26 protein-coding genes are annotated in these 26,970 nt (G+C 67.9%); 7 read left to right on the top strand and 19 right to left on the bottom strand.

The window, feature by feature from the left end; translation table 11 throughout:
• Window positions 1-116 precede the first annotated feature (116 nt).
• The gene (locus AB4Y92_RS21835) at window positions 117-1,667 is read right to left on the bottom strand and encodes a TROVE domain-containing protein (protein WP_441821571.1); all 1,551 of its coding nucleotides are present in this window, start codon (window positions 1,665-1,667) and stop codon (window positions 117-119) included.
• 176 nt (window positions 1,668-1,843) lie between these two features.
• Between AB4Y92_RS21835 and rtcR the strand changes: the two genes are divergently transcribed.
• Window positions 1,844-3,439, top strand: coding sequence for an RNA repair transcriptional activator RtcR (gene rtcR / locus AB4Y92_RS21830; RefSeq protein ID WP_441821570.1), 1,596 nt, complete (start codon window positions 1,844-1,846; stop codon window positions 3,437-3,439).
• Between the two features lie 46 nt (window positions 3,440-3,485).
• Here the strand turns inward: rtcR and AB4Y92_RS21825 are convergent, their stop codons facing one another.
• On the bottom strand, window positions 3,486-4,316 hold the full coding sequence (locus tag AB4Y92_RS21825) for a penicillin-binding transpeptidase domain-containing protein (protein ID WP_441821569.1): 831 nt from the start codon (window positions 4,314-4,316) through the stop codon (window positions 3,486-3,488).
• A 245-nt stretch (window positions 4,317-4,561) separates the two neighbouring features.
• Between AB4Y92_RS21825 and AB4Y92_RS21820 the strand changes: the two genes are divergently transcribed.
• Window positions 4,562-6,400 carry an ABCB family ABC transporter ATP-binding protein/permease gene (locus AB4Y92_RS21820; RefSeq protein ID WP_441821568.1) on the top strand — a complete coding sequence of 613 codons (1,839 nt, stop codon included), beginning with the start codon at window positions 4,562-4,564 and terminating at the stop codon, window positions 6,398-6,400.
• A 31-nt stretch (window positions 6,401-6,431) separates the two neighbouring features.
• On the opposite strand, the gene AB4Y92_RS21815 is transcribed toward AB4Y92_RS21820, so the two are convergent.
• The 9 genes from AB4Y92_RS21815 to AB4Y92_RS21775 form a co-directional block, all read right to left on the bottom strand.
• Window positions 6,432-6,959, bottom strand: coding sequence for a GNAT family N-acetyltransferase (locus AB4Y92_RS21815; RefSeq protein WP_441821567.1), 528 nt, complete (start codon window positions 6,957-6,959; stop codon window positions 6,432-6,434).
• A 130-nt stretch (window positions 6,960-7,089) separates the two neighbouring features.
• Window positions 7,090-7,725, bottom strand: coding sequence for a hypothetical protein (locus AB4Y92_RS21810; RefSeq protein WP_441821566.1), 636 nt, complete (start codon window positions 7,723-7,725; stop codon window positions 7,090-7,092).
• A 154-nt stretch (window positions 7,726-7,879) separates the two neighbouring features.
• The gene (locus AB4Y92_RS21805; RefSeq protein ID WP_057944289.1) at window positions 7,880-8,362 is read right to left on the bottom strand and encodes a hypothetical protein; all 483 of its coding nucleotides are present in this window, start codon (window positions 8,360-8,362) and stop codon (window positions 7,880-7,882) included.
• Between the two features lie 269 nt (window positions 8,363-8,631).
• Complete coding sequence (locus tag AB4Y92_RS21800) at window positions 8,632-9,120, bottom strand: hypothetical protein (protein WP_441821565.1); 489 nt, start codon at window positions 9,118-9,120, stop codon at window positions 8,632-8,634.
• A 124-nt stretch (window positions 9,121-9,244) separates the two neighbouring features.
• Window positions 9,245-9,991: an HAD family hydrolase gene (locus tag AB4Y92_RS21795; protein WP_441821564.1), complete on the bottom strand. Its 747-nt coding sequence runs from the start codon at window positions 9,989-9,991 to the stop codon at window positions 9,245-9,247.
• An 87-nt stretch (window positions 9,992-10,078) separates the two neighbouring features.
• Window positions 10,079-10,462 carry an EF-hand domain-containing protein gene (locus AB4Y92_RS21790; RefSeq protein WP_441821563.1) on the bottom strand — a complete coding sequence of 128 codons (384 nt, stop codon included), beginning with the start codon at window positions 10,460-10,462 and terminating at the stop codon, window positions 10,079-10,081.
• A gap of 399 nt (window positions 10,463-10,861) precedes the next feature.
• On the bottom strand, window positions 10,862-12,019 hold the full coding sequence (locus AB4Y92_RS21785; protein ID WP_441821562.1) for a winged helix DNA-binding domain-containing protein: 1,158 nt from the start codon (window positions 12,017-12,019) through the stop codon (window positions 10,862-10,864).
• Between the two features lie 11 nt (window positions 12,020-12,030).
• The gene (locus AB4Y92_RS21780) at window positions 12,031-12,933 is read right to left on the bottom strand and encodes a TolB family protein (protein ID WP_441821561.1); all 903 of its coding nucleotides are present in this window, start codon (window positions 12,931-12,933) and stop codon (window positions 12,031-12,033) included.
• Window positions 12,930-13,118, bottom strand: coding sequence for a CPXCG motif-containing cysteine-rich protein (locus AB4Y92_RS21775; RefSeq protein ID WP_057944293.1), 189 nt, complete (start codon window positions 13,116-13,118; stop codon window positions 12,930-12,932). The genes AB4Y92_RS21780 and AB4Y92_RS21775 overlap by 4 nt, the downstream gene beginning before the upstream one ends.
• A 339-nt stretch (window positions 13,119-13,457) precedes the next feature.
• Here AB4Y92_RS21775 and AB4Y92_RS21770 point away from each other — a divergent pair, with 339 nt between their 5' ends.
• Together AB4Y92_RS21770 and AB4Y92_RS21765 are read left to right on the top strand one after the other, a co-directional pair.
• Window positions 13,458-13,961, top strand: coding sequence for a hypothetical protein (locus AB4Y92_RS21770; RefSeq protein ID WP_441821560.1), 504 nt, complete (start codon window positions 13,458-13,460; stop codon window positions 13,959-13,961).
• A gap of 238 nt (window positions 13,962-14,199) precedes the next feature.
• The gene (locus tag AB4Y92_RS21765) at window positions 14,200-15,339 is read left to right on the top strand and encodes a PQQ-dependent sugar dehydrogenase (RefSeq protein WP_441821559.1); all 1,140 of its coding nucleotides are present in this window, start codon (window positions 14,200-14,202) and stop codon (window positions 15,337-15,339) included.
• Between the two features lie 169 nt (window positions 15,340-15,508).
• On the opposite strand, the gene AB4Y92_RS21760 is transcribed toward AB4Y92_RS21765, so the two are convergent.
• Both AB4Y92_RS21760 and AB4Y92_RS21755 read right to left on the bottom strand, forming a co-directional pair.
• On the bottom strand, window positions 15,509-16,303 hold the full coding sequence (locus tag AB4Y92_RS21760) for a lytic transglycosylase domain-containing protein (RefSeq protein WP_441821558.1): 795 nt from the start codon (window positions 16,301-16,303) through the stop codon (window positions 15,509-15,511).
• Window positions 16,304-16,541: 238 nt separating this feature from the next.
• Window positions 16,542-16,730 (bottom strand): hypothetical protein, encoded by a 189-nt coding sequence (locus tag AB4Y92_RS21755; protein ID WP_441821557.1) that lies wholly within the window; start codon window positions 16,728-16,730, stop codon window positions 16,542-16,544.
• Between the two features lie 767 nt (window positions 16,731-17,497).
• Here AB4Y92_RS21755 and AB4Y92_RS21750 point away from each other — a divergent pair.
• Both AB4Y92_RS21750 and AB4Y92_RS21745 read left to right on the top strand, forming a co-directional pair.
• Window positions 17,498-18,760: an APC family permease gene (locus AB4Y92_RS21750; RefSeq protein ID WP_441821608.1), complete on the top strand. Its 1,263-nt coding sequence runs from the start codon at window positions 17,498-17,500 to the stop codon at window positions 18,758-18,760.
• A gap of 154 nt (window positions 18,761-18,914) precedes the next feature.
• On the top strand, window positions 18,915-19,490 hold the full coding sequence (locus AB4Y92_RS21745) for an NADPH-dependent FMN reductase (RefSeq protein ID WP_441821556.1): 576 nt from the start codon (window positions 18,915-18,917) through the stop codon (window positions 19,488-19,490).
• On the opposite strand, the gene AB4Y92_RS21740 is transcribed toward AB4Y92_RS21745, so the two are convergent.
• Complete coding sequence (locus tag AB4Y92_RS21740) at window positions 19,491-20,291, bottom strand: N-acetylmuramoyl-L-alanine amidase (protein WP_441821555.1); 801 nt, start codon at window positions 20,289-20,291, stop codon at window positions 19,491-19,493.
• A gap of 295 nt (window positions 20,292-20,586) precedes the next feature.
• Between AB4Y92_RS21740 and AB4Y92_RS21735 the strand changes: the two genes are divergently transcribed.
• Window positions 20,587-20,778 carry a hypothetical protein gene (locus AB4Y92_RS21735; RefSeq protein ID WP_441821554.1) on the top strand — a complete coding sequence of 64 codons (192 nt, stop codon included), beginning with the start codon at window positions 20,587-20,589 and terminating at the stop codon, window positions 20,776-20,778.
• Window positions 20,779-20,877: 99 nt separating this feature from the next.
• Here the strand turns inward: AB4Y92_RS21735 and AB4Y92_RS21730 are convergent, their stop codons facing one another.
• The 5 genes from AB4Y92_RS21730 to AB4Y92_RS21710 form a co-directional block, all read right to left on the bottom strand.
• Window positions 20,878-21,324, bottom strand: coding sequence for a hypothetical protein (locus AB4Y92_RS21730; RefSeq protein ID WP_441821553.1), 447 nt, complete (start codon window positions 21,322-21,324; stop codon window positions 20,878-20,880).
• 298 nt (window positions 21,325-21,622) lie between these two features.
• Window positions 21,623-22,876 carry a glycosyl hydrolase family 8 gene (locus AB4Y92_RS21725; RefSeq protein WP_441821552.1) on the bottom strand — a complete coding sequence of 418 codons (1,254 nt, stop codon included), beginning with the start codon at window positions 22,874-22,876 and terminating at the stop codon, window positions 21,623-21,625.
• 268 nt (window positions 22,877-23,144) lie between these two features.
• Window positions 23,145-24,392 carry a DUF1624 domain-containing protein gene (locus tag AB4Y92_RS21720; RefSeq protein WP_441821551.1) on the bottom strand — a complete coding sequence of 416 codons (1,248 nt, stop codon included), beginning with the start codon at window positions 24,390-24,392 and terminating at the stop codon, window positions 23,145-23,147.
• Window positions 24,393-24,487: 95 nt separating this feature from the next.
• On the bottom strand, window positions 24,488-25,393 hold the full coding sequence (gnd, locus tag AB4Y92_RS21715; RefSeq protein ID WP_441821550.1) for a phosphogluconate dehydrogenase (NAD(+)-dependent, decarboxylating): 906 nt from the start codon (window positions 25,391-25,393) through the stop codon (window positions 24,488-24,490).
• 548 nt (window positions 25,394-25,941) lie between these two features.
• Window positions 25,942-26,841, bottom strand: coding sequence for an alpha/beta fold hydrolase (locus AB4Y92_RS21710; RefSeq protein WP_441821549.1), 900 nt, complete (start codon window positions 26,839-26,841; stop codon window positions 25,942-25,944).
• Window positions 26,842-26,970 lie beyond the last annotated feature (129 nt).

Below are 26,970 nucleotides of genomic sequence, written 5' to 3'. Positions count from 1 at the left end.
CGCACCTGCCTGGCGCGTGCGGCGGACGGGCATCCTCTCCCGTCCTCGCGAACGCGCTCCCTGCGTTCGCGTCGCGGCGCGTCCTTGCGCCGCGGCGGCGCGATCCCTGCGCCGCCTTACAACGGTATCGATCCGATCCGCTCGACCCAGCGCGCGGCATCGCTGCCCTGCGCCGCGTAGACCGCCAACAGATCGAACACCGCATCGCTGAAGCCGCCGATATGCAACACGTCCGGCGACTCGACCGTCTGGCTGGTCGCGGTCGGCTGCAAGTCGATGCAAACCAGCCGCGCATCCGGGCAACGCGCCTTGATCTGCGCCCACTCGCGCATCGTCGCGGTCGCGCCGCCGCTGCGGGTATCACGCCAGCTCTCGTTGTCGGACACCATCACCAGCAGATCGACCTTGGCCTTCTCCCGGTTCAACTGCGCCAGCGGTGCGCTCACCGCGGTACCGCCGCCGCACAACGACGCCAACTGCGCCGCCTGAGTGGTGACGCTGTCGCGCGGGTTCAGCCGCAACCCACGCACCTCGGTGTCGAACGGCATCACCCGCGCGGCCGCATGATTGCGCTGGATGCACGCCGCGATCAGCGCCGCCACGTCCACGCATCGCACCTTGCTGGTCGCGCCCTTGCGGTAACCGGTGATCGGCGACCCCATCGAACCCGACACGTCCACCGTGACCACCACCTCGCCCTGCAGCGCCGGCACCTGGCCAGTCGCGATCTCCATCGCGTCCTGCAGGGCGGCGATGATCGGCGCCGGCAATTCGCCGCCGGCGTGATACGCGCTCAACAACTGGTACGGGAACACGCGGGCATTGCGGATTTCATCGGCGTCGGCCAGACGCGCGGCGATCTCGGTCACCACCGCCGGGTCGGCGAACACTCCGTGACGCTGAAAGGTGTTGAGGTTCATGCGCAACGTCTGCCACGACACCGTGCGCGCCAACTGGGTCCAGTGCGCCACGCTCAACGGCAGCGAGGTGAAGTACTGGAACGGCAGCTTCGGCATCGGCGCATCGGTCGAGCGCTTGAAGGCCTCGAATGCGCGCACCTTGGCCGGCAGCGCCGCTTCGTCGAACGGCTTGCCGATCAGCCACGCATACAGCGCCGCGCGCCCGGCATCGGCCGGCTTGGGGTGGACCATCTTGATCACGTCCGCCAGCGAGGGCTGCTGGCCGATCGCCGCGGCCAGCAACTGCTCCACCGAGGCGTTGTCCAACCACTGCCGCACCAGGCGCTTGGGCTGCGAACCCAGCGACTTGCGACCGATCCGGCCGCTGCGCACGATCTGGACGAACGTGCGCAACACGCGGCCGTTGTCGATCACCCGGCCGAACGCGCGCTCGAACGCGGCGCCGTCGCGGGTGGTCAGGCTGGCCAGCAACAGCGCCGGCATGTCCTTCATATGGCCGCGCTGGCGGGTGTGGATCGCGGTCTTGGCGACGAAGGCCGGCTCGACCTGCGCGCACAAACTCAGCACGTGATCGAGCTGCTCCTCGGCGCTGGCGTAGTAGGTGTTGTTCAAGCAACCGGTGGCCGCGTACAGCGCCAGCGCCGTCTGCGGGCGACGCGCATAGGCCAAGCCGCCGGCCTCGTTGCGCGAGGTGGCCGCCGGCGCCGAAGCGCCGCGGGCGGAAGCGAAGAGATTGAAGTTGGCCATCGGGGCATTCCGGTTGGGGACTTGCCTGTACCAGAGCAAGTGCCGTGCCAACTTCGAAGGCGGAGCATCATCATATTGATTTAAAACGAATTTAACTGAATATCCAGATTCCGGTCGCCTTTCTCAGTCTTAAAATATCTATACTTAAGGATAAGAATCTATCCAATCGGATCACCATGAAACGCCAAGTAGTGATCGGCATGCTCGGCACCCAGCTCGATGCGGCCGGCTATGGCCCGGGCCGCTGGGAGAAGTGGCGGCCGACGGTGTCGCTGGGCATGCACGAGGATTTCCTGCTCGACCGGCTGGAGCTGCTGGTCGATGAGCGCCGCTTTGCTCAACTCGCCCATCAGGTCGGCGAGGATCTGGCCCAGGTCTCGCCGGAGACCCGCGTCCGTCGCCACGACACCTTCCTCGCCGATCCGTGGGATTTCGAAGCCGTCTACGGCGTGCTCGACGACTTCGTGCGCGGTTACGACTTCCACCCCGAGGAAGAGGACTACTACGTCCACATCACCACCGGCACCCACGTCAGCCAGATCTGCTGGTTCCTGCTCACCGAAAGCCGCCTGTTCCCCGGTCGCCTGCTGCAGACCGCGCCGCCGCGCAAACAAAAAGGCACCGACCCGGGTTCGTACGCCCTCATCGATCTGGACTTGTCGCGCTACGACCGCATCGCCCAGCGTTTCGCCGAGCAGCGCCTGCACGATCGCGACCTGCTCAAGAGCGGCATCGCCACGCGCAATCCCGCGTTCAACCGCATGATCGAGCAGATCGAAACGGTGGCCACGCGCTCGAAGTCGCCGATGCTGCTGATGGGCCCGACCGGCGCCGGCAAGAGCCAGCTGGCGCGGCGGGTGTTCGATCTGAAGAAGCAGAAGCATCAACTGCCGGGGCGTTTCGTCGAGGTCAACTGCGCGACGCTGCGCGGCGACGGCGCGATGAGCACCTTGTTCGGCCATATCAAGGGCGCCTACACCGGCGCTTCGGCCGATCGCGCCGGTCTGCTGCGTTCGGCGCACCAGGGCCTGCTGTTCCTGGACGAAATCGGCGAACTGGGCCTGGACGAACAGGCCATGCTGCTGCGCGCGCTGGAGGAGAAACGCTTCCTGCCGGTCGGCGGCGACAAGGAAGTCGAAAGCGATTTCCAGTTGATCGCCGGCACCAACCGAGACTTGCAGGTGTCGGTGCTGGAAGGCCGTTTCCGCGAGGACTTGCTGGCGCGGCTGAATCTGTGGACCTACCGCCTGCCCGGCCTGGCCGAGCGCGCGGAAGACATCGAGCCCAATCTGGATTTCGAACTCGAACGGCATTCGCGCGAGAACCACCAGCGGGTCATGTTCAACAAGGAAGCGCGCGAACGTTATCTCGCCTTCGCCCGCGGCGGCGAGGCCAGCTGGAGCGGCAACTTCCGCGATCTGGGCGCATCGGTGATGCGTCTGGCGACCCTGGCCGAAGGCGGACGCATCCGCATCGATCTGGTCGAAGAGGAGATCGCGCGCCTGCGCCGGCAATGGCACGGCGCGCCGACGCAGGCCTCGGCGCTGGAACGCGTGCTCGGCGAAGACGCCGCGCGCCTGGACCGTTTCGAGCGCGTGCAACTGGAGGACGTGCTGCGCGTATGCGCTCAGGCCAAGAACCTGTCGCAAGCCGGCCGCGAATTGTTCGCGGTGTCGCGCGCAAGCAAGGCCAGCAGCAACGATGCCGACCGGCTGCGCAAGTATCTGGCGCGGTTCGGGCTGGATTGGGAGCGGGTGAAGGCGCGGGACTGAGGCGACGGCGCGGATCGTCCGCGCCGCCGTTCGCGTGCGGGTTGTTTTAGAGCGCGCCGCCGTTGCGCAACTCGGCCGCCGCCAACACCGCCGCGGCGTTGCGCGGCAGACTGCGCGGCCCGGTCACGCAGCTGACGAAGACGAAGCGGCGGCTGCCGCGATCGATCTGGCCGACCTGCCAACTGATGGCTTCATTGCCGACCACCAGCGAAGCGCTCTTGCCGATCACCGAGGTGTCGCCGATCCGCGGGACGCGCACGACCGCCACGCCGTTGCGGCCGACCATCACTTCCGGCGGCGGGCCCAGCATGGACTGCACTTCGGTCATGGCCTGACGGCTGGCCGGCAATTCGTTGCGGAACAGACGGCTCAGGAAATGCATCTGTTCGCTGGGCGAAATTTCCAGCGAGCCGCCGTTCCAGTACTCGCCGCCGCTGCGGGTGTCGGCGTTGCCGTAGGTGAATCGGCTCAGGTACTCGCCCATGCGGCCGGCGCCCAGGTTCTGCACCAGTTCGCGCGCATCGCCCGGCGGCGCATAGCCCAGGGCCGCTTCCAGGTTCTGCGCGCCGCGGGTCGCGGCGTTGCCGCGCACCGTGCCCGCGTCCAGGCCGGCCAGATTGGCGGCGATCTCGAAGGTCTCTCCCGGCGCGACCCGGCGCGCGCAGCCTTGCGCGGGCGAACGCCGGACTTCGCCGCCGTTGACGTCGAACAGCAGGAAGCAGGCGCTGAGCGAGGGCTCCTTCGGCAGCGCGGCCGGATCGGGAAAGACCTCGAAGTCGCCCGGCGGGCGCATCTGTTGCGGCGCGGCGGCGACCGCACCGATCCACAGCGTCACCACGGACATCACGGCGGCGAATCCGCCTTTCACGGCTGTCATGCCTGCATTGCTCCTTGCTCGGATACGGCTGATCGACTGCGGTTGGTTCCAGTCACCGCCCCGGCGGCCATGCCGGCGCGGCGGATCGCACAAGCGCGGCGCCTTGCGGCGGCGCGCGGCCGCGCCCAGGATGCCATGCCTCGCCCGCGCTTTTCGAGCGCGCCGCCGCGGTCGCGCCGCTTTCGGCTTGACCGCAAGCGCGCTTGAGGTTCTATCCTCAGCCGCCACCGCCCGCCAAGGACCGCATGACCGCCATCCCGCCCGTCCAGACGCCCGCCGCCGACAATCCCACCGACGGGGCCGCGCCGGTCGCGCGCGCCAGCGAGCGGCGCAGCGAATGGTCGGTGATCGCCTCGCTGCTGCCGTACCTGCGGCCCTACGTGGGCCGGATCGCGCTGGCGCTGGCGATGGTGCTTGCGGCCAAGCTGGTCAATCTGTACGTGCCGCTGGCGCTCAAGCATCTGATCGACCGCCTCAACGTGCCGGTGACCCCGCTGCTGCTGCCGGTCGGCCTGCTGCTGTCCTACGGCATCGCGCGCATCGGCGTGACCTTGTTCACCGAACTGCGCCAGGTGGTGTTCGCGCGGGTCATGGCGCGCACCTCGCGCCAGGTGACCTTGCAGGTGTTCAGGCATCTGCATGGGCTGAGCCTGAAATTCCACCTCGCCCGCCGCACCGGCGGCGTCGCCCGCGATGTCGAGCGCGGCGGCAGCTCGATCGCCGATCTGCTGGACTGGACCATCTACACCATCGTCCCGGTGCTGCTGGAAGTGACGATGGTAACCACGGTGCTGGTGTGGATCTACGACTGGCGCTTCGGCGCGGTCGCTGTCGGCACCCTGGTGCTCTACGGCGCGTGGACGTTCTCGGTGACCGAATGGCGCACGCGTTATTACCGCGCGCAGGTCGAGGCCGATACCCGCGCCAACGAACGCGCGGTGGATTCGCTGCTCAACTACGAGACGGTGAAGTACTTCAACAACGAAGAACACGAAGCGCGCCGCTACGACGACAACCTGCGCCATGTGGAAAATTCCATGGTGATGTCGATCAAGACCCTGGCGGTGCTCAATCTCGGCCAGAGCCTTGTGGTCGCGCTGGGCGTGACGGCGATGATGTGGCTGGCCGCGCACGGCGTGGTCGAGGGCACGATGACGGTCGGCGACTTGGTGCTGGTCAACGCTTACTTGCTGCAGCTGTCGGCGCCGTTATTCATGCTCGGCATGATGTACCGCGAAGTGAAGCAGGCCCTGACCAACATGGAGCGATTGTTCGGCCTGCTCGACGAACGCCAGGACGTGCGCGATGCGCCCGACGCGCAGACGCTGACCGCGGCGCAGCCCAGCGTGGCGTTCCGCGATGTGCATTTCAGCTACGACACCCGCCGCGAAATCCTGCGCGGCATCGATTTCGAGATTCCCGCCGGCGCCACCGTCGCGGTGGTCGGCCATTCGGGCTCGGGCAAATCGACGCTGGCGCGGTTGCTGTACCGCTTCTACGACATCGACAGCGGCGCGATCGATATCGACGGCCGCGATCTGCGCGCGCTGACCCAGTCCTCGCTGCGCGGCGCGATCGGCATCGTTCCGCAGGACACGGTGCTGTTCAACGACACCATCGGCTACAACATCCGCTACGGCCGGCCCGAAGCGCAGGACGCCGACGTCGAAGCGGCGGCGCGCGCCGCGCACATCCACGATTTCATCGTCGGCCTGCCCGACGGTTACGAAACCCCGGTCGGCGAACGCGGCCTCAAGTTGTCGGGCGGCGAGAAGCAGCGCGTGGCGATCGCGCGCGCGTTGCTGAAGAACCCCTCGATCCTGATCTTCGACGAAGCCACCTCGGCCCTGGATTCCAAGTCCGAACGCGCGATCCAGGACGAACTGGACCGGCTCGCGGTGGGCCGCACGACCCTGGTGATCGCCCATCGCCTATCGACGGTGATGGATGCGGACCAGATCCTGGTGATGGACGCCGGCCGCATCCTCGAACGCGGCACCCACAGCCAGCTGCTGGCGATGGACGGGGTGTATGCGCAGATGTGGGATCTGCAGCAGCGGCAGGAAGACGAAGTGGTCGCCTGAGCCGTATCAATCCGGCAACTGTCGCGGCGAGTCACTTCGCCGAGTCGGGTTCCCAGATCATGTACACATCGGCGCGCTGGTAATGCGAGCCCGGCCGCGGCGCCGGGTGATGGCGGAAGCCCACGCTTTCGTACAGCTTCAGCGCCGGCCCGAGTTTCTTGCTCGATTCCAGGAACAGCTCGCGCCCGCCCATCTGCACGAACGCTTCGATCGCCCCGTGCATCAGCTTGCGGCCGATGCCGCCGCCGCGCAGCGCCGGTTCCACCGCCATCTTGGTCAGCTCGACCAGGCCGTCGTCGTGACGCAGCAGGGCGACGGTGCCGAGCACGCGATCGCTGCCGTCCACCGCGAACAACACCCGGCCGCCGCCGTCGAGCAGATGAGTCTGCGGATCGCCGAGCACTTCGCGATCGACCGGTTCGACCTTGAACCAGCGCTCCAGCCATTCGATGTTGAGGCGGGCGAAATCCTCGCGCCAGCGCGGATGGAAGCCGACGATGCGCACCTCGCCGACGATCTCGATCGGGGTGGGGTTGGCGGAAGAGGAGGAGTCGTTCATGGGGCGATGATAGCCGCCGGGCGGCGCGCCGGCGCCACCTGGGCGCGCGAACTTTCGCGCCGGGCAAACGCGCGAACAAAAACGGCGACCTCGCGGCCGCCGTCATCCGGAATCACGTCAACCGCCGCGCTCAGCCCTGCCCCGGCGCCTTGCCGTGGCCGCGATTGCCCGGCTTGGCCTTGTCCTTATCCTTGCCGCCGTGGGCTTTGTCGCCGCCGTCCTTGCCGGCCTTGCCCTTGACCGGCGCGGCATCGGCGTAATCGCGATACGGGCGATTGGGGAAATCGCGGCGCAATTCGCTGTCGATGACGATCGGCCGGCCCCAGCGGTCGTAGGTCGGCACGAAGCCGCGCTTGAGCTTGTGGAACTCGTTCGAACCGGGCTTCACCCCGAGCCGCAGCGCCACCCCGCCCCAGCCTTCGACATGATCGCGGTCCCACTCGTCCACCACGTAGCGGCAGGGACGGCCCAGCACCTGGGCGATCGCGCAGGCGTAGTAGACATCGCCCGGCGTCCAGTGGCGGCGGTCGAGCAGATCGCTGACCAACTCGCGCGGCGCGCCGTAGTAGCGAACCATCTCGTCCACGAACGGTTCGCGATAACGCGCGCCGTAGCGGCTGATGTCGCCCAACCACGCATCGACCCAGCCGTCGCCGCTGCGCGGGTCCCAGCCCGCCGGCAGGTCCTGCGCATGCGCGGACGCGCCCAGCAAGGCCACTACGGACGCGGTCAGGGCGAAGAAACGGGTCTTGAGTTTGTCGGTCATGGCGGGCTCCCTCGGACCGTCGGTCCTATGGCGTCTGCGATCGCGCAGCGGGCGGTGGCTATCGACTCAACCAAGTACTAGATCGGGGGCGATGCGCCCGGATCAAACCGCCGGGCGCGCGCGCGTTCATCCGCCAGCCACCGAGCGCGCCGCGTCAGCGCGAAATCGTGAACTTGCCGAAAGCCACGCCCAGATCCCAGCCCTGGCCGGTGCCGGCCAAGGCCAGCGAGACCTCGCCCTTGGTCATGACCTGGGCCTTGCTCGATTTGGACGCGCCGGCATGCGCTTCGGCGGTGGCGTAGTTGCCCAGGGTGTCGCTGATGCCGTGCACGCCGGAGAACTCGCCGGTGCCGTGGTCGATGCGCGACTTGCCGACCGTCAGGCCGCCGCCCTTGGCGCTGATCTTCACCGCCATGCTCTGGCCGTTGCTGCAGCTGATGGTGCCGCGGCCGGAGGAGGTCTTGTAGAACACCGACCAGCCGGACATGGAGAACTTGAGCTTGCAGGTGATGGTGCCGTGCGCCGAGGCCGCGCCCGGCACCGCGATCGCCGCCAGCAACAGCGCCGCGAGCAGCGCGCGCGGCGCGCGGCGGGTGGAAACGGTACGGATGGCGGAACCTTCGCTATCGATGCGCATGGCGAACCTCACAGGATCTGAGCTCATGGTGGGAACGCTGCCGCGAACGGCGGCAGCAACGGAAGCGCAGGCTACCACCGCGCGATGACCGCGACGCCTGCCGGTTCCGACAGTGGCGGCGGCGCCGGCCCGACCATCCGGCCGAACGCGCCGACCGAAACGGCGACGGCGCCGTGGGGCGCCGTCGCGGGGTTGAGGGTGACGGCCGGAGCGATTCGGCCAGCGCTCGGATCACGGGCGTGAATCACACGCCCGATCGGACGCCTGAATCAATCGTCGTGGCGCCAATGGCCGTTACCGCGGCCGTTGCCGTGACCGCGTCCGTCATGACGGTCGTAGTAGCGATTGTCGTAACGGTTGTCGTAGCGATTGTCGTAACGGGCGTCGTAGTACGTGCTGCGGCACTTGCCGTGGCGGTTGCAGTCGCGGTCGTAATAGCCGCGATGGTCGTCGTAGCGGTTGTAGCCGTAGTAACGCGGCTGCGGCGCCGGGCGGTAGCGGTAATCGACGTAGCGCGGGACGTTGCGGTAATAGGTCGGGCGGCCCCAGCGGTCGCGGACCACTACCAGGCGGTCGGCGTAACCGTAGTTGCCGTAACGGTAGTAGGGGGTGTTGTTGCGCACGATCACGTCGGCGATATCGACGATCACGCGGGCCAGCTGATCGTCGGCACGGGCCGGCGCCGGCAACGCCGTCGCCACCGCGCCGAAACCGGCGGCGAGTACGGCGGGTGCAAGCCAGCGAGAGAAAGCGGTCATGGCGGGGCTCCTGGGACGCCTGCATCGTCGGCAGGCACGGTGCGACTGTGAGCCCGCGACAGTGAACCGGTTTTTAACGATTCCGCCCCGGAAGGCGCCGCCGTCGGATTGTGTGAGCGGCCGTTCAGTTCGCCGCGATCGCGGCCAGCTCGCGCACCGTCTGCGGCAGCTGCGCCGCCTGCTCCACCCGGCGCAGGCGCGGCGCGTCGGCGGCGATGTCCGCCTCGTTCTCGTGCGCCCAGGTGGTGTGATACGGGACATGAATGCCCCATCCGCCCAGCGCCAGCACCGGCGCGATGTCCGACCGCAGCGAATTGCCGACCATGACGAACTGCGAGGCCGGCAGCTCGAACTCGCGCAGCAGGCGCGCGTAGGTTTCCACGTCCTTCTCGCTGACGATCTCGATGCGCCGGAACAGATCGGCCAGCCCGCACTGCCTGACCTTGGCTTCCTGATGGAACAGATCGCCCTTGGTGATCAGCACCACCTCGAACTCGGCCGCGATGGCCGTCACCGCTTCGGGAATGCCCGGCAGGATCTCCACCGGATGGCGCAGCAAGTCCTTGCCCAGCTCGACGATGCGATGCAGATCGGCCGCGCTGATGCGCTGGGAGGTGATCTCCACCGCCGCCTCGATCATCGACAAGGTCATGCCTTTGACGCCGTAGCCGAACACGCCGATGTTGCTTTTCTCGATGGCGTACAGGCGCTCGTGCAGGCGCGAGTCGTGCAGATCGACGTAGGCGCCGACGATGCGCTCGAAATCGAGCTGGGCCTGGTCGAAGTAATCCTGGCTGCGCCAGAGGGTGTCGTCGGCGTCGAAGCCGACCATGCGGATGGGGGAAGCGCTCATGCCGGCATTATCCCGCATCGCCGCGCGCGCGGACAAAAAAAGGGCGGCCGAAGCCGCCCTTCACACAACGCAGGAACTCCTGCACCCCAAGGGTGCGGCCCGGAATCAGCCGCCCTTCTTGCCGCCGCCGTTGGATTGGACCTTGGCGACGTAATTCTTGTATTCGTCCGGCGTCAGCGAGCCGTTGGCGTCGGAGTCGGCCTGATCGAACACCTGACCCAGCGCCGGTACCGCGGCGGCCTCGGTCTTGCTCAGATTGCCGTCCTTGTCGCCGTCCACATCGGCCCAGCTCTTCTTCTGCGGAGCCGCCGCCGGCTGCGCGGCGGTGGCAGCGCCGGCGTCCTGCGCCGCGCTGGCCGCGGTCGCCGCATCGCTGCTCGGCGGCGCCTGTTCGCCGGCCGATTGCGCGAAGGCGAGCGGCGCCGACAAGGTGGCGGCCAGAGCCATCGCGAGGATCATCGGCTTGCGGGACTTATGCTTGAAATTCATGTCGGTTCTCCTGGAATGAATGTGCTGAGCCGCGCGGTTGCGTTACCTGGGACTGGTTCGGCTTGTTCGCGCAGTGAGGCTTACCGCACGGCCCCAACCTTGCCCTCGCGCTTCTGAACGAAACGGAGCGCGCGGGTGTTAAAGCTACGTTCGCTTAACCACAGCGCGGCGCGCGCGCGTTAGGCCGGCCGCCGCTTCGCCGCGCAGAGGCCGCAAAACGTGACCTGCGCCGGCAATTGCACGGCGCGCGGCCGGCGCGAATTCGCTGAACGCAACACAACGTTTACGAATGCGCCGGTCAACGGCCTTCGATGCGCTGCGGTATGTGCCGCGGCGGCCGGCTTCGAATGTTCGCCGGATCGGATGTCGACTGCGTCCGGACAGTTTCGCCGCGCGCGGTTACTTGTGCACCGCCGCGAACCGCACCTCGCGCCGCGCCTGCTCCGGCGCGGCCACGCGCAGGCAATCCTCGGCCTCGCGTTCCAGGGCGGCGCGGTCGGCCGCGCTCAGGCGCTTGAACGGGGTGATCGTCAAGGTCGCCGCGGCGGCCTCGCGCTGCAGTTTCCACACGCCGCCAACGAAACCGTCGATCAGCACGGTCGCGGCGACCAGCCCGTTGCGGGTGAACACCGAGGCGCGCCGCGCTTCGGGCAGGATCCGCGCCCGCTGCGCATACGCCAGCAGCACGTTGTCGAATTCCGGCAACAGCCGCGGCGGCACCGGGGTGTCTTCGTGCGGGCGCGGCGCATCAGGCAGATCGAACAGCTCGGTGCCGTCTTCGTCATGGAACACGCGCAATCGCGGACGCAGCCGCTGCAGATGCTGACGCGTCGCGGTCAACCCCGACCACACGGCGGCGTCGCGCGCGCTGGCCGGGCCGAATGCGCCCAGGTAACGCAGCAGCATCGTCTCGATCGCGGCATCGCCGGCTTCGTCGGCAATGGCCGCGCCGAGCCAGTCCTGTGCGGTGGCGAAGCTGGCCGCCTTGTGCGAATCCCAGATCCCGGCCGGCGGCACGTGCACCAGCGGTTCGACACTGCGCACCAACAGCGCGAGTTCGTTGCAGTCGTGCGCCGGCCAATGCGCGCTCAGGGCCGCGCCCAGCGCGGTCGCGCTGAGCGGCCGCTCGCGCAAAGCATCGGCGCCGGCCTTGCGCACCGCCGCCAGGTCGAGACCGTTGAGGGCCTTGGCGTGCGCGCTTTGCATCGACAGACGCCGCAGCACCGGCTGCAGCACCGGACGCAAGGCGCGGTAATCGTCCGCGCTGACCAGATGCAAGGTGCCGCGCATCATCGTCGCGCGCACGATCCGGCGCGCGTGCATGGCCTGCGACAAATCGTCCAGCGAAAATTTCCGCAGGCGCGTCCACAGCCCCAGGTACGGAGGATTCGGCGCCTGCGCCTGCAGGCCGATCAAGCGCTCGATCATCTGCAACGGCGATTGCGCGCTGCGTTCGAGCAAGCACTGCCGCGCCAGCAAAGCGCGATTGAGCGCGCGCACGCGCAAGACCTCGCCCTCGCCGCCTGATGCCGCGGCGGCGCGCGGTTTGACCGGCATCGTCCGCGGCCTCAGCGCGGCCGCGGGCAGCGCGGCGGCCAATTGGCGTCGCCGTGGCCGTCGCGCCACAGGAACAGCTCGCCCGACTGCTTACCCTTGAGATCGCGCGCGAACAGCATCGAATGCCCGTCCGGCGACAGCAGCGCGCCGATCTCGCTGCCGCTGGCGTCGATGTCCGGGCCCAGCTTGACCCGCGGCGACCAACCTTTCGCAGTGCGCTTGCTTTCGTACAGGCCGTCGCCGGCCATCAGCACCATGCGCTGGCCGTCGGCCGATACCAGCGGCTCGTATTCGTCGCCGGGCGTGTTGAGGTTGGGGCCGAGGTTCTCCACCCGCCACCGGCCGCGCTTGTCCTGGCGCGCGCGCCAGATGTCGGTCATGCCCAGGCCGCCGGGCCGGTTGGTGGAACCGAAGTACAGCCAGCCGTCCGGAGCGGGACGCGGAAACCATTCCGCGCCCTTCGAATTCACAGGTTCGGGCAAACGCTGCGGACGGCCCCAACGGCCTTTCGCATCGCGATCCACCCGCCACAGATCCAGGTCCTTGCGCTTGGCGCCGGCCGCGGGCGGCTTGCCGTCGGGGCTGCGCGAGGAAATGAAATACAAGGTGCGGCCGTCGGCGCTGAACCACGGATCGGCTTCGACGCCGTCGCCGGCGAAGGGCGGCTCGACCGGCTCGGACCAGCCGTCGCTGCCGCAATGGCTCATCAGGATGCGCCAGCCGCTGAAATCCGGACGGCTGCGCACGAAGTACAGATCGCCGTTGCGCGGGTCGAAGGCCGGATGCGATTCGAACTGATCGCTGGCGATGCGAGGCGGGCTCCATTGCTCGACGCTGGCGGCGGCGTGAGCCGCGAATGCGCTGGCGAATACGGCCAACGCGAGCGCAGAAAAATACATGCGCGCAGGCCTCATGCCTCGTCCTCGCCGAACACGTCCACACGCGGCTCGCCGTCCTCGTCCAGGCTGACCGCGACCACGATCGGGCGGCAGCACACCTGGCAATCTTCGATATAACGCTGATCGCCGGCGGAGTCGTCGATGATCAGTTCGATCGGTTCGCCGCAATACGGGCAGAAGACTTCGGCGCTCGGCAACATGGCGGACTCCGGCAGCGGTGGCTGGCGCAGGATGCGGCGCGAAACCGGCCGCGTCCAGTGACGTTCTTCATGCCTGGCGGTCAGGGCGAAAATCCGCGGCGCGACGGAAAATCCGGGCGGCGATACGGCGCCGCGCGCAGTCGCGTGAGCCGCCGCATTCCCACCCTGCCCGCACGCCGGCGCCGCCGGTCGCGACAAGCGTCGCGCCGTTCACCCGGCACTAACCCGCCCGGGCGGACGCTGAGCGACATGGCCCGGGCTGGCACCAGCCGCCGTGCCCCTCCGGTGCGAACGGCGCTGACCGACGGCGCCCACGGCGGCCGCGCGCGGAGAGCAAGCATGAAAACCCGCCATGTGTTCAGCACCCCCGATCTGGCCACTGCGCAAGCGGCGATGGACGCCGCGCGCGAGGCCGGCGTGCACGACAACGACATTCTTCTGATCGCGCGTGCGGACATCGAACTCGAATCGATTCCCAACGAACGCCGCGAAGCCGACACCGACCTCATGCCCGCCGCGGTGCGCGGCGCCGGTTACGGCGGCGCCGCCGGTCTGCTGGCCGGATTGCTGGCGGTGGTGATCGCGCCGATCGGCCTGACCATCGCCGGCGCCGCCGCGGCGACCGTGGCCGGCGCGATGGTCGGATGCTGGGCTTCGGCGCTGGTGGGTTCTTCCCTGCCCGATCCGATCCGGCGCAAGTTCGACGCGCATATCCAGGCCGGCCGCATCCTGGTGGTGATCGACGGCGATCGCGAAGTGCTCACCCACGCCGAAGCGCGCATGCTCGCCAACACCATCGGCGCGGAAATCCTGCCGTTCGATTCGTTGGCCGCGTTCGCTTAGCGCAGCGGCATAGATCGCGTGATGCCAGTGCAGCATCGATGTGGCCGCGTTCGCGGCGCGATCTCGCATGCTTACGATTTCCTAGCGCGCAAGCCTCATTGCGCGCGTGATCGCGGTTGAAGATCGCGGGCGGTGCACGCCCGTGCGCCGCGAACTGCCGAGCCGGTCGCAAGAACGCTCCGGCTTCGATGGCACTCTCGGCCCGGCTTCACCCCCATGCTCAAGCCGGAGAACCGCAATGAAACGCTCGACGCTCTCCCTGCTGTGTTCCAGCGCGCTGCTGGCCGCGTTCGCCGCGCCGGCGGCGCAAGCACGCGACGATGCCGCAACCGCGCAGGCCGCCAAGGCCAATCCGTTCACCGCGACCGAAGTCGCGCGCTTCAACGAACCCTGGGCGATGACCTTCCTGCCCAACGGCCGCCTGCTGGTCACCGAAAAACGCGGCGTGCTCAAAGTGCTGACCATCGGCGGCACCGCGCAGACCATCACCGGCGTGCCGGCGGTGGCCTACGGCGGCCAGGGCGGTTTCGGCGATGTGATCCTGCATCCGTCCTACGCCACCAACGGCCTGATCTACATCAGCTATGCCGAGAAAGGCAGCACCAGCGGCACCGCCGGCGCCACCGTCGCGCGCGCCAAGCTCACCCTCACCAGCAGCGGCGGTTCGCTGAGCAATCTGCAGGTGCTGTGGCGCCAACCCAAGGTCACCGGCAGCAATCACTACGGCCATCGCCTCGCTTTCGGTCCTGACCGCAAGCTGTGGATCACCTCCAGCGAGCGGCAGAAATTCGATCCGGCGCAGGATCTGAATTCGCCGCTGGGCAAGGTGATCCGTCTCAACGACGACGGCAGCGTGCCCAGCGACAATCCCTTCTACAGCCGCGGCGGCGTCGCCGCGACGGTGTGGTCCTACGGCCACCGCAATCTGCTCGGCATCGCCTTCGATGCGCAGAACAAGCTGTGGATCCACGAGATGGGGCCGATGGGCGGCGACGAACTCAACCTGATCGAACGCGGCTCCAACTACGGCTGGCCGCTGGTGTCGCAGGGCGATCACTACGACGGCACGCCGATCCCGCGCCACAGCACACGTCCGGATCTCAACGCGCCCGAAGCGTGGTGGAACCCGGTGATCGCGCCGGCCGGCTTCGTCATCTATTCGGGCACGCGCTTCCCCAACTGGAGCGGCAGCGGCCTGATCGGCGGCCTGGCTTCGCAGGCACTGGTGCGGGTGCGCTTCAACGGCAACACCGCCGCCGAAGCCGAGCGCTATCCGATGGGCAAGCGCATTCGCGAAGTCGAGCAAGGGCCCAACGGCGATGTCTGGCTGCTTGAAGACGGGACCAATGCGCGGCTGTTGCGGTTAACGCCGATTTGAAGCAGGAACGAGTGGAGAGGAGTGAGGAGTGAGTTAAGGCGGATAAGACGCTTCGGCCGCCACCTCCATCCCCCAAATAAAAAAGCGGGCTTCGGCCCGCTTTTTTCCCGACCACAATAAAACCGCCCCGCTTCAACTCACTCCTCACTCCTCTCCACTCTTTTCTGCTTCACTGCGCCGCCCGCAACTCAGGCTTACGCGTCCCCATCGCCAGCTGATAGCGCTGATGCAGCGCCTGCACCTTGGCGATGTATTCCTGCGTTTCCCGATACGGCGGCACGCCGCCGAAGCGCGCGACCGTGCCGATGCCGGCGTTGTAGGCGGCCGCGACCAGGGTCAGGTCGTTGTGATAGCGGCGCATCAGCGACTTGATGTGGCGCGCGCCGGCGTTGATGGATTCGGCCGAGGAGAACGGATCGGCGACGCCGTATTCCTTCGCCGTGTCCGGCATCAACTGCATCACCCCTTGCGCGCCCTTGTTCGACACCGCCTTGGCGTCGAAGCCGCTTTCGGCGTGCGCGATCGCGCGCAGCCAGGCATCGTCCAGGCCGTTGGCCTTGGCGGCGCTTCGGAACTGCGCGGGAAATTTGTCCAGTTGCGGCTTGCCGACCTTGCCCAGGCCCGGATGCGCCGGTTCGCCCGGCGGGGTTTCCACGGTGAAGCCCATCACCCGCACCGAGCCCGGCAGCTTGCGCGTGCTGTAGACGGTCTTGCCGTCCTGCTGGCGCTCGTACAGATTGCCGTTGATCACGCCCATCTCGCCCCACAGATTGGGCAGCTTCACGGCGTTGTCGTCGATCTCTTTCGGCGTGCAGCGCGAACCGGGTTCCGGCGCGGTCGCAAGGCTGACGGTGCCGTCGCGCACGCAGCGATACACGGTGCGCGCCTGCGCACCGGCGCTCAGCGCCAGCAGCACGAGGGCGGCGGCGATGCGCAGGGCGGGACGGGGCGGGCGCGCGTTCATGAGCCGCGATTTTAGGGCGGCGCGGCCGCTACACCAGCGCCACAGGTCAGGGTCGCGGCGTGGCGTTCACGTAGGCGGCCGGCGCGTTCAGGCGGCGGCGCTTTTCGTTCAGGGCCGGCGGGTGGAAAGGCGCGCCAGAGCGGATAAACGACGGGCGGCCCCATGGCCGCCCGGGTGATGCGACGACGGCGGCGCGAGGAGCGGGCGCAGGCCCGATCCTCGCGCCGCCTGCCAGGCCTCAGCCGCCGGAACCGCCGCCGTTCGACGGCGGCGTGGCGGTGGCGTCTGCGGGCGCGGCGTCGGTCGCCGGTGGCGCGGTGGACGCGGCCGGCGCGTCGGTGGTCCCGCCCTTGCTCGCGCAGGCGGCGAGCGAAAGCGTGGCCACGGCGGCCGTTACGTACAGCGCGTTGCGGATGTCGATCTTCATCAGAGCGGTTACCTCCAGGAATGGGCCGGGTTCGCGGGGCCGAACGGCGGCCGGACTGCCAGTCGCGGCGACGGCGGACGCGGTGCGGGGGAACACCGGGATCGCCCGGCCGCTCGCCGGTTACGCGTGCCGGGGGAAGCGACGGCACGCGCTGCACACTGCCGTCATCGGCATGAACGCGAACGGATGCGAAGCCGGCGTCCGCTACGTTTCCTTAACCCGGTGCGCGCCGACTTGCGTTAGCCGCGCGGCATGAACAGCGCGAAAGCGTGAACCATGCCTCGTTTGCGCGCATCGCGCGGCGGCGCGTGCGGCTGAACAAAACAAAACGTTTACGTACACAGCGCTGTGCGGTGGTTTCCGGATGACGGCGGTGGCTCGCGTCGTCGCGGAACGCTCGCTTGGCGTTCGCACCGCGCGTGGGGCGATGCCGAAGCCACACCGCGGCGGACGCGATGCTCGCAACGATCGAACGCCGCGATCACCTTCGCCGCATCCGCGCCGAACCGCCGCGCGCACTCGCCTCGCCACCACCCGAACCCACCGCCCTCGCCGCCACGCCCACGCCCGGCTTATATCGCCATGCCGCGCTGCGGATTGAAACCCGCCGCCGACTCGGCCTATGGTGCGATCACAGCGGCGCCGCGCGCCGCACGCCATCGAGCGAGGGGAACCACCTTTTGAGCCAGCCGCCGAGCCAGCCGACGCCGTCGCGCGCGTCCGTTCCGTCCTCCCGTCCCGAAACCTCGGCCGATCATCCCAACACCCTGCGCGCCGTCAGCCGTTGGCAGATCGTCGGTCTGTCGATCAACGACGTCATCGGCAGCGGCATCTATCTGTTGCCGGCCACCGCCGCGCTGCTGCTCGGCCCGTCCAGCCTGTGGGCGGTGCTGCTGGCAGGCTTCGCGGTCGCGCTGCTGGTGCTGTGCTACGCCCAGGCCGCGAGCTATTTCGACCAACCCGGCGGCGGCTATCTGTATGCACGCGAAGCCTTCGGCCCGTTCGCCGGTTTCGAAGTGGGCTGGATGCTGCTGGTCACGCGCATCTCCACCGCCGCTTCGCTGAGCAACGGCCTGGCCGAGGCGGTGGCGCTGTTCTGGCCGGCGGCCAAGGGCGGGCCGGCGCGGTTGTTCGTGGTCGCCGGTTCCCTGGGCCTGCTGGTGCTGATCAACGTGTGGGGCGTGCGTACCGCGGCGCGCGCGGGCGTGGCGCTGGCGATCGGCAAGCTGGTGCCGCTGGTGTTGTTCGTCGCCATCGGCGCGTTCTACTTCGATCCCACGCTGCTGCATTCCGATGCGCCGCTGAAGATGGAAAATCTCGGCGAGGCCGCGTTGCTGCTGCTGTTCGCCTACGCCGGGTTCGAGAATCTGCCGGCGGCGGCGGGCGAGTACCGCAATCCGCGCCGCGACGTGCCGTTCGCGTTGCTGACGATGATCACCTTGGTCACGATCATTTACTTCACCGTGCAGCTCGTCGCGCTGGGGACGCTGCCTGATATTGCGACATCGTCCAGTCCTTTGGCCGAAGCCGCCGCCCACTTCAGCGGCACCGGCCTGGCGCTGGTGCTGACCATCGGCGCGGCGATCTCGATCCTGGGCACCAACAGCAACACGGTGATGATGGGGCCGCGTTATCTGCTGGCCTTGTCGCAGGACGGCTACGGCCCGCGCTGGCTCGGCGCGATCCATCCGCGCTTCCACACACCGGCGCGGGCGGTGCTGTTCATCGGCGTGATCGCGCTGGTGCTGGCGCTGACTGGCTCGTTCCAGCAACTGGCGCTGTTGTCGGTGGTCGCGCGCCTGTGCACCTACATCGGCACCGCGGTGTCGGTGCTGGTGCTGCAAAAGCGTCATCGCGATCGCGAAGGCGCCTTGCACCTGCCCGGCGGCCCGCTGATTCCGGTCGCCGCGATCGTGCTGTCGCTGGGCTTGTTGGCCAGCGCCAGCGCGAAGAATCTGATCGCCGGCGCGGTCGCGCTGCTGGTCGGCGCGGTGATCTACAAGCTGCGGCGCAAGCCGGACGCGGCCTGAGCGTTAGGCGATGCGGGCCGCTGCGGCGGCCCGCCCGGATGCCTGGCGGATAACACGATCGCGCGCCGATGCCGCCCGCGCGGGCGGGGCTGGCTTGACCTCAATCAAACTTGAGGTCGTAGCCTGCCCGCTTCTTCATCTGCGAGCGATCGCCATGACTTCTCCCCTACGGCTCGCGCTGATCCTTGGCAGCGCGCGCGAAGGCCGCTTCTGCGACGTGGTCGCCGAATGGGCGCGGCGGCGCGTCGTGCGCCACGGCGGTTTCGAGATCGACCGCATCGATCCGCTCGACTGGCCGCTGTCGGGCCGCATCAACCGCAGCGACGAAGCGCAGTTGCAGCAACTGCGCGAACGCCTGCACGCGGCCGATGCGTTCCTGGTGATCACGCCCGAGTACAACCACGGCTATCCGGCCGCGCTCAAGGCCTTGATCGACGCGTGCTACGAACCCTGGCGCGCCAAGCCGGTGGCGTTCGTCAGCTACGGCGCCAGTTCCGGCGGCCTGCGCGCGATCGAGCAACTGCGCCAGGTGTACGGCGAGCTGCACGCGGCGACCTTGCGCGATTGCGTCAACTTGGTCCATGCCTGGCGCCAGTTCGGCGCCGACGGCGAATTGCGCGAGCCGCAGGCCGCGCATCAGGCCATGACCACCACGCTCTCGCGCCTGAGCTGGTGGGCGTGGGCGCTGCGCGACGCGCGCACGGCGATGCCGTACGAAGCCGCCGCTTGATCAACGCAACGGCGGCGCGGCCGGCGGCGTCGGCGCGCCTTCGGGCAACGCCATCAATTGCCGTTGCAGGTCGTAGAGGATCTCGGCATCGCCCGGTTGCCATTCGCGCGCTTCGTTGCCGCGGAAGTGACGATGGAACGCGGCCAGCGCCGCGCCGGGTTCGCGCAAGTCGTAACCGACCATGCGCAACGCCGCCCAGGCATCGAAGCCCGGCGGCGGTGCAGGCCGGTCGTCGCGCGGCCACAGGCCGAAACCGGCCTGGGCCAGACGCGCCCACGGGAACAACACGCTGGGATCGGTCTTGCGCGTGGGCGCGATGTCGCCGTGGGCGACGATCATGTAACGCGGAATGCTCAGCCGCGTGGTGATGTCGCCGAGCAGTTTCAACAGGCTTTGAATTTGCGGCTCGGCGAACGGCTCGCTGCCGTCGTTGTCGATCTCGATGCCGATGGAAGTCGAGTTCAAATCCCAGATATCGCCCCAGCGGCCGGCGCCTGCGTGCCAGGCGCGCTGATCTTCGGCGACCAGTTGATAGATGCGGCCGTCCTCGCCGATCAGATAGTGCGCGCTGACCTGCCCTTGCGAGTTACGCGTGCGCAAGGTCAACAGCGAACGCTCGACGCTGTCCTGCTGGGTGTGGTGCAGCACGATCAACTGCGCGCGGCGTTCGTTGTAGTTCGGCGAGGGATACCACTGCGCCAGCGGATTGTGCGGCGGCGCGCTGGCGCAACCGGCCGCGGCAAGCACGCTGACGGCCAGCGCGAAGGCCAGCGGATGCAAGGAACGGAATGGGAACGTCATGCGACTGCGCTCGTGCTGCGATCGAGCGGTCAGTGTAGAGGATGCCGCGGCGGCTGAATGCGGCATGCGCCGATGCAGGCCGCGAACATTCGTTGTCGCCGGCCTGTACGCGCCGCATCGTTACAACTGTCACCCGGCGCGGCTTTGGTGACGCGCTGGACAGTTCGGCCGACTCGGCGGACCTACAGTGCCGCCGACGCGGGCCCCTGCCCGCGCGCCGGCGACCGCGCCCAGCCGATCGTATCTCGTCGATCGCGCGGCCTCCGGACATGTCGCCACGACAGGAGGATCGCGTATGAAACGCAAGTCTTACGGCTATCTGGCCGCGTTCGCGTTGGCCGCTTTCGGATTCGGATTCGGCGTGCAAGCCGCGGGTTCCGCCCCGCCAGACAAGGCGCTGTGCAGCATCAAGGTCTGCCAGGACCGCTGCGGCGGCATGCCGGGCTGGAGCCCGGGCAACGGCCAGCCTTGCCGTTGCTGCGATTGATCGTTGTCAGTGGCCGGCGCTGTTGAAGCCGGCCCATCGAAACCCATCGCGTTGATATCCGACGCCGCGCGGGCCTGACCCGCGCGGCGCCGCTTGGCGTCAGTTGCGAACGCCGGGCGTGTCCAGCTTGGGATCGACGCGGTTCTTCTGGTCGTCGCGACGCTGCGATGCGCTCTTGCACACGCGCTCGACGCGGTTGCTGCCGATCGCGCGCACGCGTTCGCAGGTGACCCGGTCTTCGACCTTGTCCGCGCCGGCCGACTGGATCCAGCTCAGATCCTGATGGGCCTGCTCGCGATCGCCGGCGCTGAGGTCTTCGTAGCGATGGCCGTCGAGCAGCTTGCTCAGACGATCCTGGCGCGAACGCAGTTCCTGGCGCGTGGCCGCATTCAATTTGCCGTAGTTGCCGCGACCGGCGTCGATGTCGCCGCGGATCTGCTTCTGCTGCTCCAGCACCGCCGTCGCATCGAACGGCGCGGGCGTGTCGGAGGCGATCGCCGCGGCGCAGGCCGTGGCGAGGATCAGGCTCAGTAACGTCTTGCTCAACGAAAACTCGATTTTGCGCATGGTTCCTTATGCCTCGTCGGTGCGGCCGCGAACGCCGCAGGTACGGACCGAACGGGTCCGCTCGCCTTCCATAGGTGCCGGGTGTGCAACCGGGCCGGCTTCGCGGACGATCCCCATCGTGGCCGGCGTCCCGATCCTAATCGAGACGCCGGCCACACTCCATGGACTTTCGACCTATGCGGGCGGGTACGACCTTGCCGACTTAGGCGATAAGACATACGTGTGCGAGGCGAGCGGCACACCGTGCGGGTGCGCCGCTCGCTTCAGCGCGGCAGGATCAGGGTTTGATCCAGTTATTCGACACCGCCAGCATCGACAACAGCTTGACGCTGTCGCCGTAGTAATCGCCGGGCGCGCCGGTGGCCATGTAGGTCCACAGCTTGTCGAGCCAGGCCTGCGCATCGGGATCGACGGTAGCGGCCACAGCGAACGGCGCGGTGAAGAACACTTCGTTGTAGTTGTCGATTACCGAGCCGTCGAGCTTGTAACCGGCCTTTACGTTGTTGGGATTGTTCCCGGCCTTGACCCGGATCCATTGGCTGAGCTTGCGCGCGGCGGTGCGCGAACGCGTGTCGCCGCTGACCGCCGCATCGATGCCGATGCGCCACGGCACCCGACCGGCGTTCCACGAATACGCGCCGTCGTAGTCGGACTCGAGGAAATTCGGCGGCGCCGGCTTGGCGGTGGTGTTGGTGTTGACGATGAAGTCCGGCAGCAGGCCGGTGTTCGGCGCGTAGGTGCTCTGCATCTTGGTGATCAGGTTCTGGTGCGCGTCGAGCACGCCGGTCCAGTAGCTGTCGCCGAGCTTGGCGCCGAACGCGCGGAAGTGGCCGAGCATCCAGTCCGAGCTGCGGGTGGAGTTGTAATGCGTCGGCGAACTGCTATCGACCCAGTCGCCCAGATTCACCAGCTTGGTGGTGGGATGCACGTTGCTGCGGCGGATCGCGGCGATCACCTTGCGCGCTTCGCTGAGGTAGTTGATCGAGCCGGCCGAGCCCCATTGCGCATCGGCCAGCAGCAAGGCGTAGGCGATATCGAGATCGCCATCGGTGGCCGAGTCGGCGCCGACCACGTTCTTGCAGTTCACGTCCTGCGCCCAGGCCAGCAGGTCGGCGTCGTTGACGCTGGGATGGCCGCGGTTGTAGCGGTGCAGACCGTCGAAATACGTCTGCGCCTGCGGATCGTTGCCGGCCATCATCACCGTGATCAGCATGCCGTAGCCCTGGCCCTCGGAGACCACGTAGGCATCGCCGGTGTCGGCCTTGATCCGGTATTCGCCGGACTTGCACGCGGTCTTGAGATAGCGCTGTTTCCAGCTGTTGTAGAACGAAGCGGTGGACTGATCGGCCGAGGCGCGGCCGACGCTCGGACTGAGCGTGCCGCTGACATAGGCCTGACGATGACTGCCGAAGGGATAGTTCGGCGCGGCCTGCGCGGCGCCGATGAAGGCGGTGGTGGCGGCGGCCAGGGCGAGCCATTGCAGGCCGCGGCGTACCAGGGTGCGATGCGTGGATTTCGTGACGATAGCCATTGGGTATCTCCGAAGTGGGGAACGACAAACGGACAAGGCCGCGCGCGCACCCGCCCGCTTCACGCGCATGAAAGCGCATGTGGGAGAGGATCGATTCGACGAAACAAGGTCGGTGCGAAAGCGGCGAAGGATGCAGCCGTGCTCGCGCATGCTCGAGCACGGACTGCCTGCGCAGGCTAGCGCGACGCGAGGGAAGACACCGTTGTCATTCGTGACCGCACGTGTGAAAGCGGCATGCGCCGGCTCTCAATTAGACCAATGTCTTAGATCATAAGTAGCTCAACCAGCGGTCGCGATGACGTCTTTTGACTCCTGCGAACCAGCGAGACAACGGATACAGGATCGCCAGGACCAGCAGCCACATGCCGAACACGGCCGGCAATCCCATGCCCCAGCCCGCTTCCAGTAGGCGCTGGCCGTTGCCGATGATGCCGGGGAACGCCGACGCCGGAATGCCGCCGGCGACGCCGATCGCCACGGCCAATCCGTGCGCCAGGTAGATGTGCAGCAGGTAGGTGAACAACGGCGTGCGGCCGTAGGCGAGCAGCACCGGACGCAACGGGCCGCGCAATCGCTCCAGGGCGAGCATCAGCAGCAACGACACGCCCAATGTCGCCAGGACATATTGCAACGACGGCGGATATTTGGAGACGTTGATAAACGACATCGCATCGAAGAGCGGATCGGCCATGCGCCGCCACGGCCTGGGATCGCCGAACGCCAACACGCCGCGCAGGATCGCGAACGTCGCCAACAACGCCAGCGCCAGCGCCGCGATCGCGCGCCGGCGCCGCCCGGCTTCGAGCAAAAACATCGGCCCCAGGCCGTAGCCGATCAGCATCACGCCGGTCCACGGCAGCGCCGGATAGGCGACGAAACTCTCGATGCCCGGCAACGGGCCCGGCCGCATCAGCACGGTCCACAGCGGCGCCCACGCGCCCAGCGACTGCGCATCGAACCCGGCCAGGAAGCCGTGCCCGGCGACGATCAGCGCACCCAGCGCCAACACCGCCTGGCGCGGCAGCCACAGCAACGCGGACATCGCGATCATGGAAAAGCCGATCGCCCAGATCACCTGCAGGAACACGAACGGCCACAGGAACTGGAAGCCGAAGCCGACCACGGTCAGTTCCAGCAGCACCAGCCAGGCGCCGCGCGAGAGTGTGAAGCGCGACAGTTCGGCGCGGCTCTTGCCGCCGACGCCCTGCAGGTAGATCGACACGCCGGCGAGGAAGACGAAACTCGGCGCGCACAGATGCGTGACCCAGCGCGTGGCGAACAGCGCGGGCGTGGTCTGATCCAGATCGGTGGGGCTGAACTGCAGCGCCTGGCGATGGAAGAAGTCGCGGACGTGGTCGAGCACCATCAGGGCGATCACCAGACCGCGCAAGGTGTCGATCATGTCCAGCCGCGCCGCGCCCAGGCGGGTCAGGCCGGGTGCGTCGGCAGCGCTCGCGGCCGGCGCGGAAACGGCCGTGTCGGCCGGGATCGATGACGGCGGCGATGGCATGGACATGCGCGGGCCCGTAAGCGCCGCCGGATGCGCGGCTGGCCGCGAGCATAGCGCGGCCGCCGCGACGCGCGCCGGGCTCACCGCCCGGTGGCGTCAATTCATTCCTTGCGGATCGCGTGCCCGCCGAACTCGTTGCGCATCGCCGCGAGCAGTTTGTCCGCGAAGGAATCCTTGTCGCGCGAGCGCAGGCGTTCGAGCAAGGACGCGGTGATCACCGGCGCGGAGACGTTGAGGTCGATCGCCTCGGCCACGGTCCAGCGGCCTTCGCCGGAGTCCTCGACGTAAGGGGCGATGCCGTCCAGGCTCGGGTTCTTGCCGAGCGCGTCCGAGCTCAGGTCCAGCAGCCAGGAACGCACGACGCTGCCGTGGCGCCAGATTTCGGCGATCTGGTGCAGGTCCAGGCCGAAGTCGGCCTTGTGGCCCATGATCGCGAAGCCTTCCGCGTAGGCCTGCATCAGGCCGTACTCGATGCCGTTGTGGACCATCTTGGTGAAGTGTCCGGCGCCGCTGGGCCCGACCCGACCCCAACCGCGATCGGCCGCCGGCGCCAGGGTTTCGAAGATCGGCCGCAGGCGTTCGACCGCGGCTTCTTCGCCGCCGATCATCAGGCTGTAGCCTTCCTTCAATCCCCATACGCCGCCGCTGGTGCCCGAATCGACGTAGTGCAGGCCGTGTCCGGCCAGCTCCGCGGCGCGGCGCATGGTGTCTTTGTAGTTGGAGTTGCCGCCGTCGATGATCGTGTCGCCGGGCGCGAGCAGCGGCAGCAGTTCGGCGATGGTCGCATCGACCACCTTGCCGGCCGGCACCATCAGCCACAGCGCGCGCGGCGCCGGCAGCGCGGCGACCAGTTCGGCCAGCGACGCGGGCGTGCCCACGCCGCGCGCGGCGGCCTGCTCGCGCGCCGCCGGACCGGGATCGTAACCGCTGACCTTGTGTCCGCCGCGCACCAATCGCTCGGCCATATTGGCGCCCATGCGCCCGAGGCCGACCATGCCCAGTTCCATGCTGACTCCTTCGTGTTTATGCATTCGAATGCGGTGACGCGGCGGGCGCTGACTGCGGCGCCGCGAAGTTGCCGATATTCCGGCTTGTCGCGGTAAAGAAGTGTGAGCGTGTTGGCGTTGGGCAAGGGGTGCGTGGGTGTGACGGTATATTCCATCTTGGCGTGGTTGGCGTCCGATTTACTCCAGCGTTCCTACCTACCGTCATTCCCGCGAAGGCGGGAATCCAGTGACTTCAAGCGTTCTCGCACGAAAGGCCCTGGATTCCCGCCTTCGCGGGAATGACGGGCTTGAGGGGCATCGGGGCCACCTCGCAAATAACCGCGCGGGTTCGGTGCTTTTTTCTCACGTGGGGGATTGGCGATGCGGCCACCCCACTGACTCAAGCGTTCTTACCTACCGTCATTCCCGCGAAGGCGGAAATCCAGCGACTTCAAGCGCTCTCGCACGAAAGGCCCTGGATTCCCGCCTTCGCGGGAATGACGGCCGGTGGGAACAGAGCGGAACGATGTTGAGGCGATACCGAATACCTTTCGCCAGCCCTCAGCCCCCTACCGCCCTTCACCCCGCTTGCGCATCTGTATCGCCTCGAACACCGCAATAGCTGGCGCCGCGGGCTGATCGCCGGGAATATCGTGCGAGCTGTTGGCGATGGTCACCCGCTTGGCCAGCCGCGAGGTCGCGATCAACGCCATGTGCGTCTGTTCGCGCGCATCGGTCAGCGCCTTGAGATCGTCCGGCGGCGCGCCCGCGTACGGCTGGTCGGCGCTGAGCACGATCACCGGTTTGCCGTCGTGGCGCTCGCTCTTGGGCACGGCGCTGCCGTACATCGACAGGCGGTCCTGCGAGCCGGAAATCATGGTCTGCCAGAACGCCGGCTTGGAGCGCCAGGCGCGGATGGCGGCGTTCAATTTGTCGCTGTAGTTCGGGTTCGGCCCGCGCAGGCAGTTGCGCAGGTCGGACGGCGGCTTGGCCGCGCTCAGCCGGCCGTCCTTCGCGCCCTGCTCGCAGGCGGCGTACAGCGCCAGCATCTTCGGCGCGATCGCGGCCTCGGTCTTGGCGTAGGCGGCGGAAAACTCGCCGACGTTCTGCTCCGGCGGATCCACCAGCACCAGCGCGGCGACCTGCTTGGGATAGAGCTCGTCGAAGCGGCGCACGATCTGGCTGCCGTAGGAATGGCCGACCAGGATCAGCGGCGTTTCCAGGTCGGCCGCGTCGATCAGCGCGCGCAGGTCGGCGATATCGGCCTGCAGGTCGCGCGGCAGTGGGCCGGCGTCGCTGTGACCCAGGCCGGCGCGGTCGTAGGAGCACACCCGGTTCTGCAGCGCGATCTGCGGCTGCGACTTGGCCCAGGCCAATGAGTCGGCGCCGAAGCCCGACTCCAGCAGCACGGTCGGTTCGCCCTGACCGGAGCAGCGCAGGTTGAGCCGGCGGTCATCATGGCGGCCCACTCGCCATAGTTGTCGACGCGCCGCAGCTCCAGGTAGCGATCGAAGCTCAAGCTGTCCATCTGCAGCGCCAGCGAATCGGTCTGCCTGAGGATCATGGTATGCAGCGATTCCTCAAGACGTTTCCACACG

Origin of the sequence: Lysobacter sp. TAB13 (assembly GCF_052113885.1) — a bacterium.
Taxonomy (GTDB): domain Bacteria; phylum Pseudomonadota; class Gammaproteobacteria; order Xanthomonadales; family Xanthomonadaceae; genus Lysobacter; species Lysobacter gummosus.
Note: the sequence above shows the minus strand (reverse complement) of the source record. Positions and strands in the feature narration are given on the sequence as shown.

Coding starts and splice junctions, on each gene's coding strand:
- AB4Y92_RS21835 (WP_441821571.1), bottom strand. CDS start 1,667: ATGGCCAACTTCAATCTCTTCGCTTCCGCCCGCGGCGCTTCGGCGCCG.
- rtcR (WP_441821570.1), top strand. CDS start 1,844: ATGAAACGCCAAGTAGTGATCGGCATGCTCGGCACCCAGCTCGATGCG.
- AB4Y92_RS21825 (WP_441821569.1), bottom strand. CDS start 4,316: ATGACAGCCGTGAAAGGCGGATTCGCCGCCGTGATGTCCGTGGTGACG.
- AB4Y92_RS21820 (WP_441821568.1), top strand. CDS start 4,562: ATGACCGCCATCCCGCCCGTCCAGACGCCCGCCGCCGACAATCCCACC.
- AB4Y92_RS21815 (WP_441821567.1), bottom strand. CDS start 6,959: ATGAACGACTCCTCCTCTTCCGCCAACCCCACCCCGATCGAGATCGTC.
- AB4Y92_RS21810 (WP_441821566.1), bottom strand. CDS start 7,725: ATGACCGACAAACTCAAGACCCGTTTCTTCGCCCTGACCGCGTCCGTA.
- AB4Y92_RS21805 (WP_057944289.1), bottom strand. CDS start 8,362: ATGCGCATCGATAGCGAAGGTTCCGCCATCCGTACCGTTTCCACCCGC.
- AB4Y92_RS21800 (WP_441821565.1), bottom strand. CDS start 9,120: ATGACCGCTTTCTCTCGCTGGCTTGCACCCGCCGTACTCGCCGCCGGT.
- AB4Y92_RS21795 (WP_441821564.1), bottom strand. CDS start 9,991: ATGCGGGATAATGCCGGCATGAGCGCTTCCCCCATCCGCATGGTCGGC.
- AB4Y92_RS21790 (WP_441821563.1), bottom strand. CDS start 10,462: ATGAATTTCAAGCATAAGTCCCGCAAGCCGATGATCCTCGCGATGGCT.
- AB4Y92_RS21785 (WP_441821562.1), bottom strand. CDS start 12,019: ATGCCGGTCAAACCGCGCGCCGCCGCGGCATCAGGCGGCGAGGGCGAG.
- AB4Y92_RS21780 (WP_441821561.1), bottom strand. CDS start 12,933: ATGAGGCCTGCGCGCATGTATTTTTCTGCGCTCGCGTTGGCCGTATTC.
- AB4Y92_RS21775 (WP_057944293.1), bottom strand. CDS start 13,118: ATGTTGCCGAGCGCCGAAGTCTTCTGCCCGTATTGCGGCGAACCGATC.
- AB4Y92_RS21770 (WP_441821560.1), top strand. CDS start 13,458: ATGAAAACCCGCCATGTGTTCAGCACCCCCGATCTGGCCACTGCGCAA.
- AB4Y92_RS21765 (WP_441821559.1), top strand. CDS start 14,200: ATGAAACGCTCGACGCTCTCCCTGCTGTGTTCCAGCGCGCTGCTGGCC.
- AB4Y92_RS21760 (WP_441821558.1), bottom strand. CDS start 16,303: ATGAACGCGCGCCCGCCCCGTCCCGCCCTGCGCATCGCCGCCGCCCTC.
- AB4Y92_RS21755 (WP_441821557.1), bottom strand. CDS start 16,730: ATGAAGATCGACATCCGCAACGCGCTGTACGTAACGGCCGCCGTGGCC.
- AB4Y92_RS21745 (WP_441821556.1), top strand. CDS start 18,915: ATGACTTCTCCCCTACGGCTCGCGCTGATCCTTGGCAGCGCGCGCGAA.
- AB4Y92_RS21740 (WP_441821555.1), bottom strand. CDS start 20,291: ATGACGTTCCCATTCCGTTCCTTGCATCCGCTGGCCTTCGCGCTGGCC.
- AB4Y92_RS21735 (WP_441821554.1), top strand. CDS start 20,587: ATGAAACGCAAGTCTTACGGCTATCTGGCCGCGTTCGCGTTGGCCGCT.
- AB4Y92_RS21725 (WP_441821552.1), bottom strand. CDS start 22,876: ATGGCTATCGTCACGAAATCCACGCATCGCACCCTGGTACGCCGCGGC.
- AB4Y92_RS21720 (WP_441821551.1), bottom strand. CDS start 24,392: ATGTCCATGCCATCGCCGCCGTCATCGATCCCGGCCGACACGGCCGTT.
- gnd (WP_441821550.1), bottom strand. CDS start 25,393: ATGGAACTGGGCATGGTCGGCCTCGGGCGCATGGGCGCCAATATGGCC.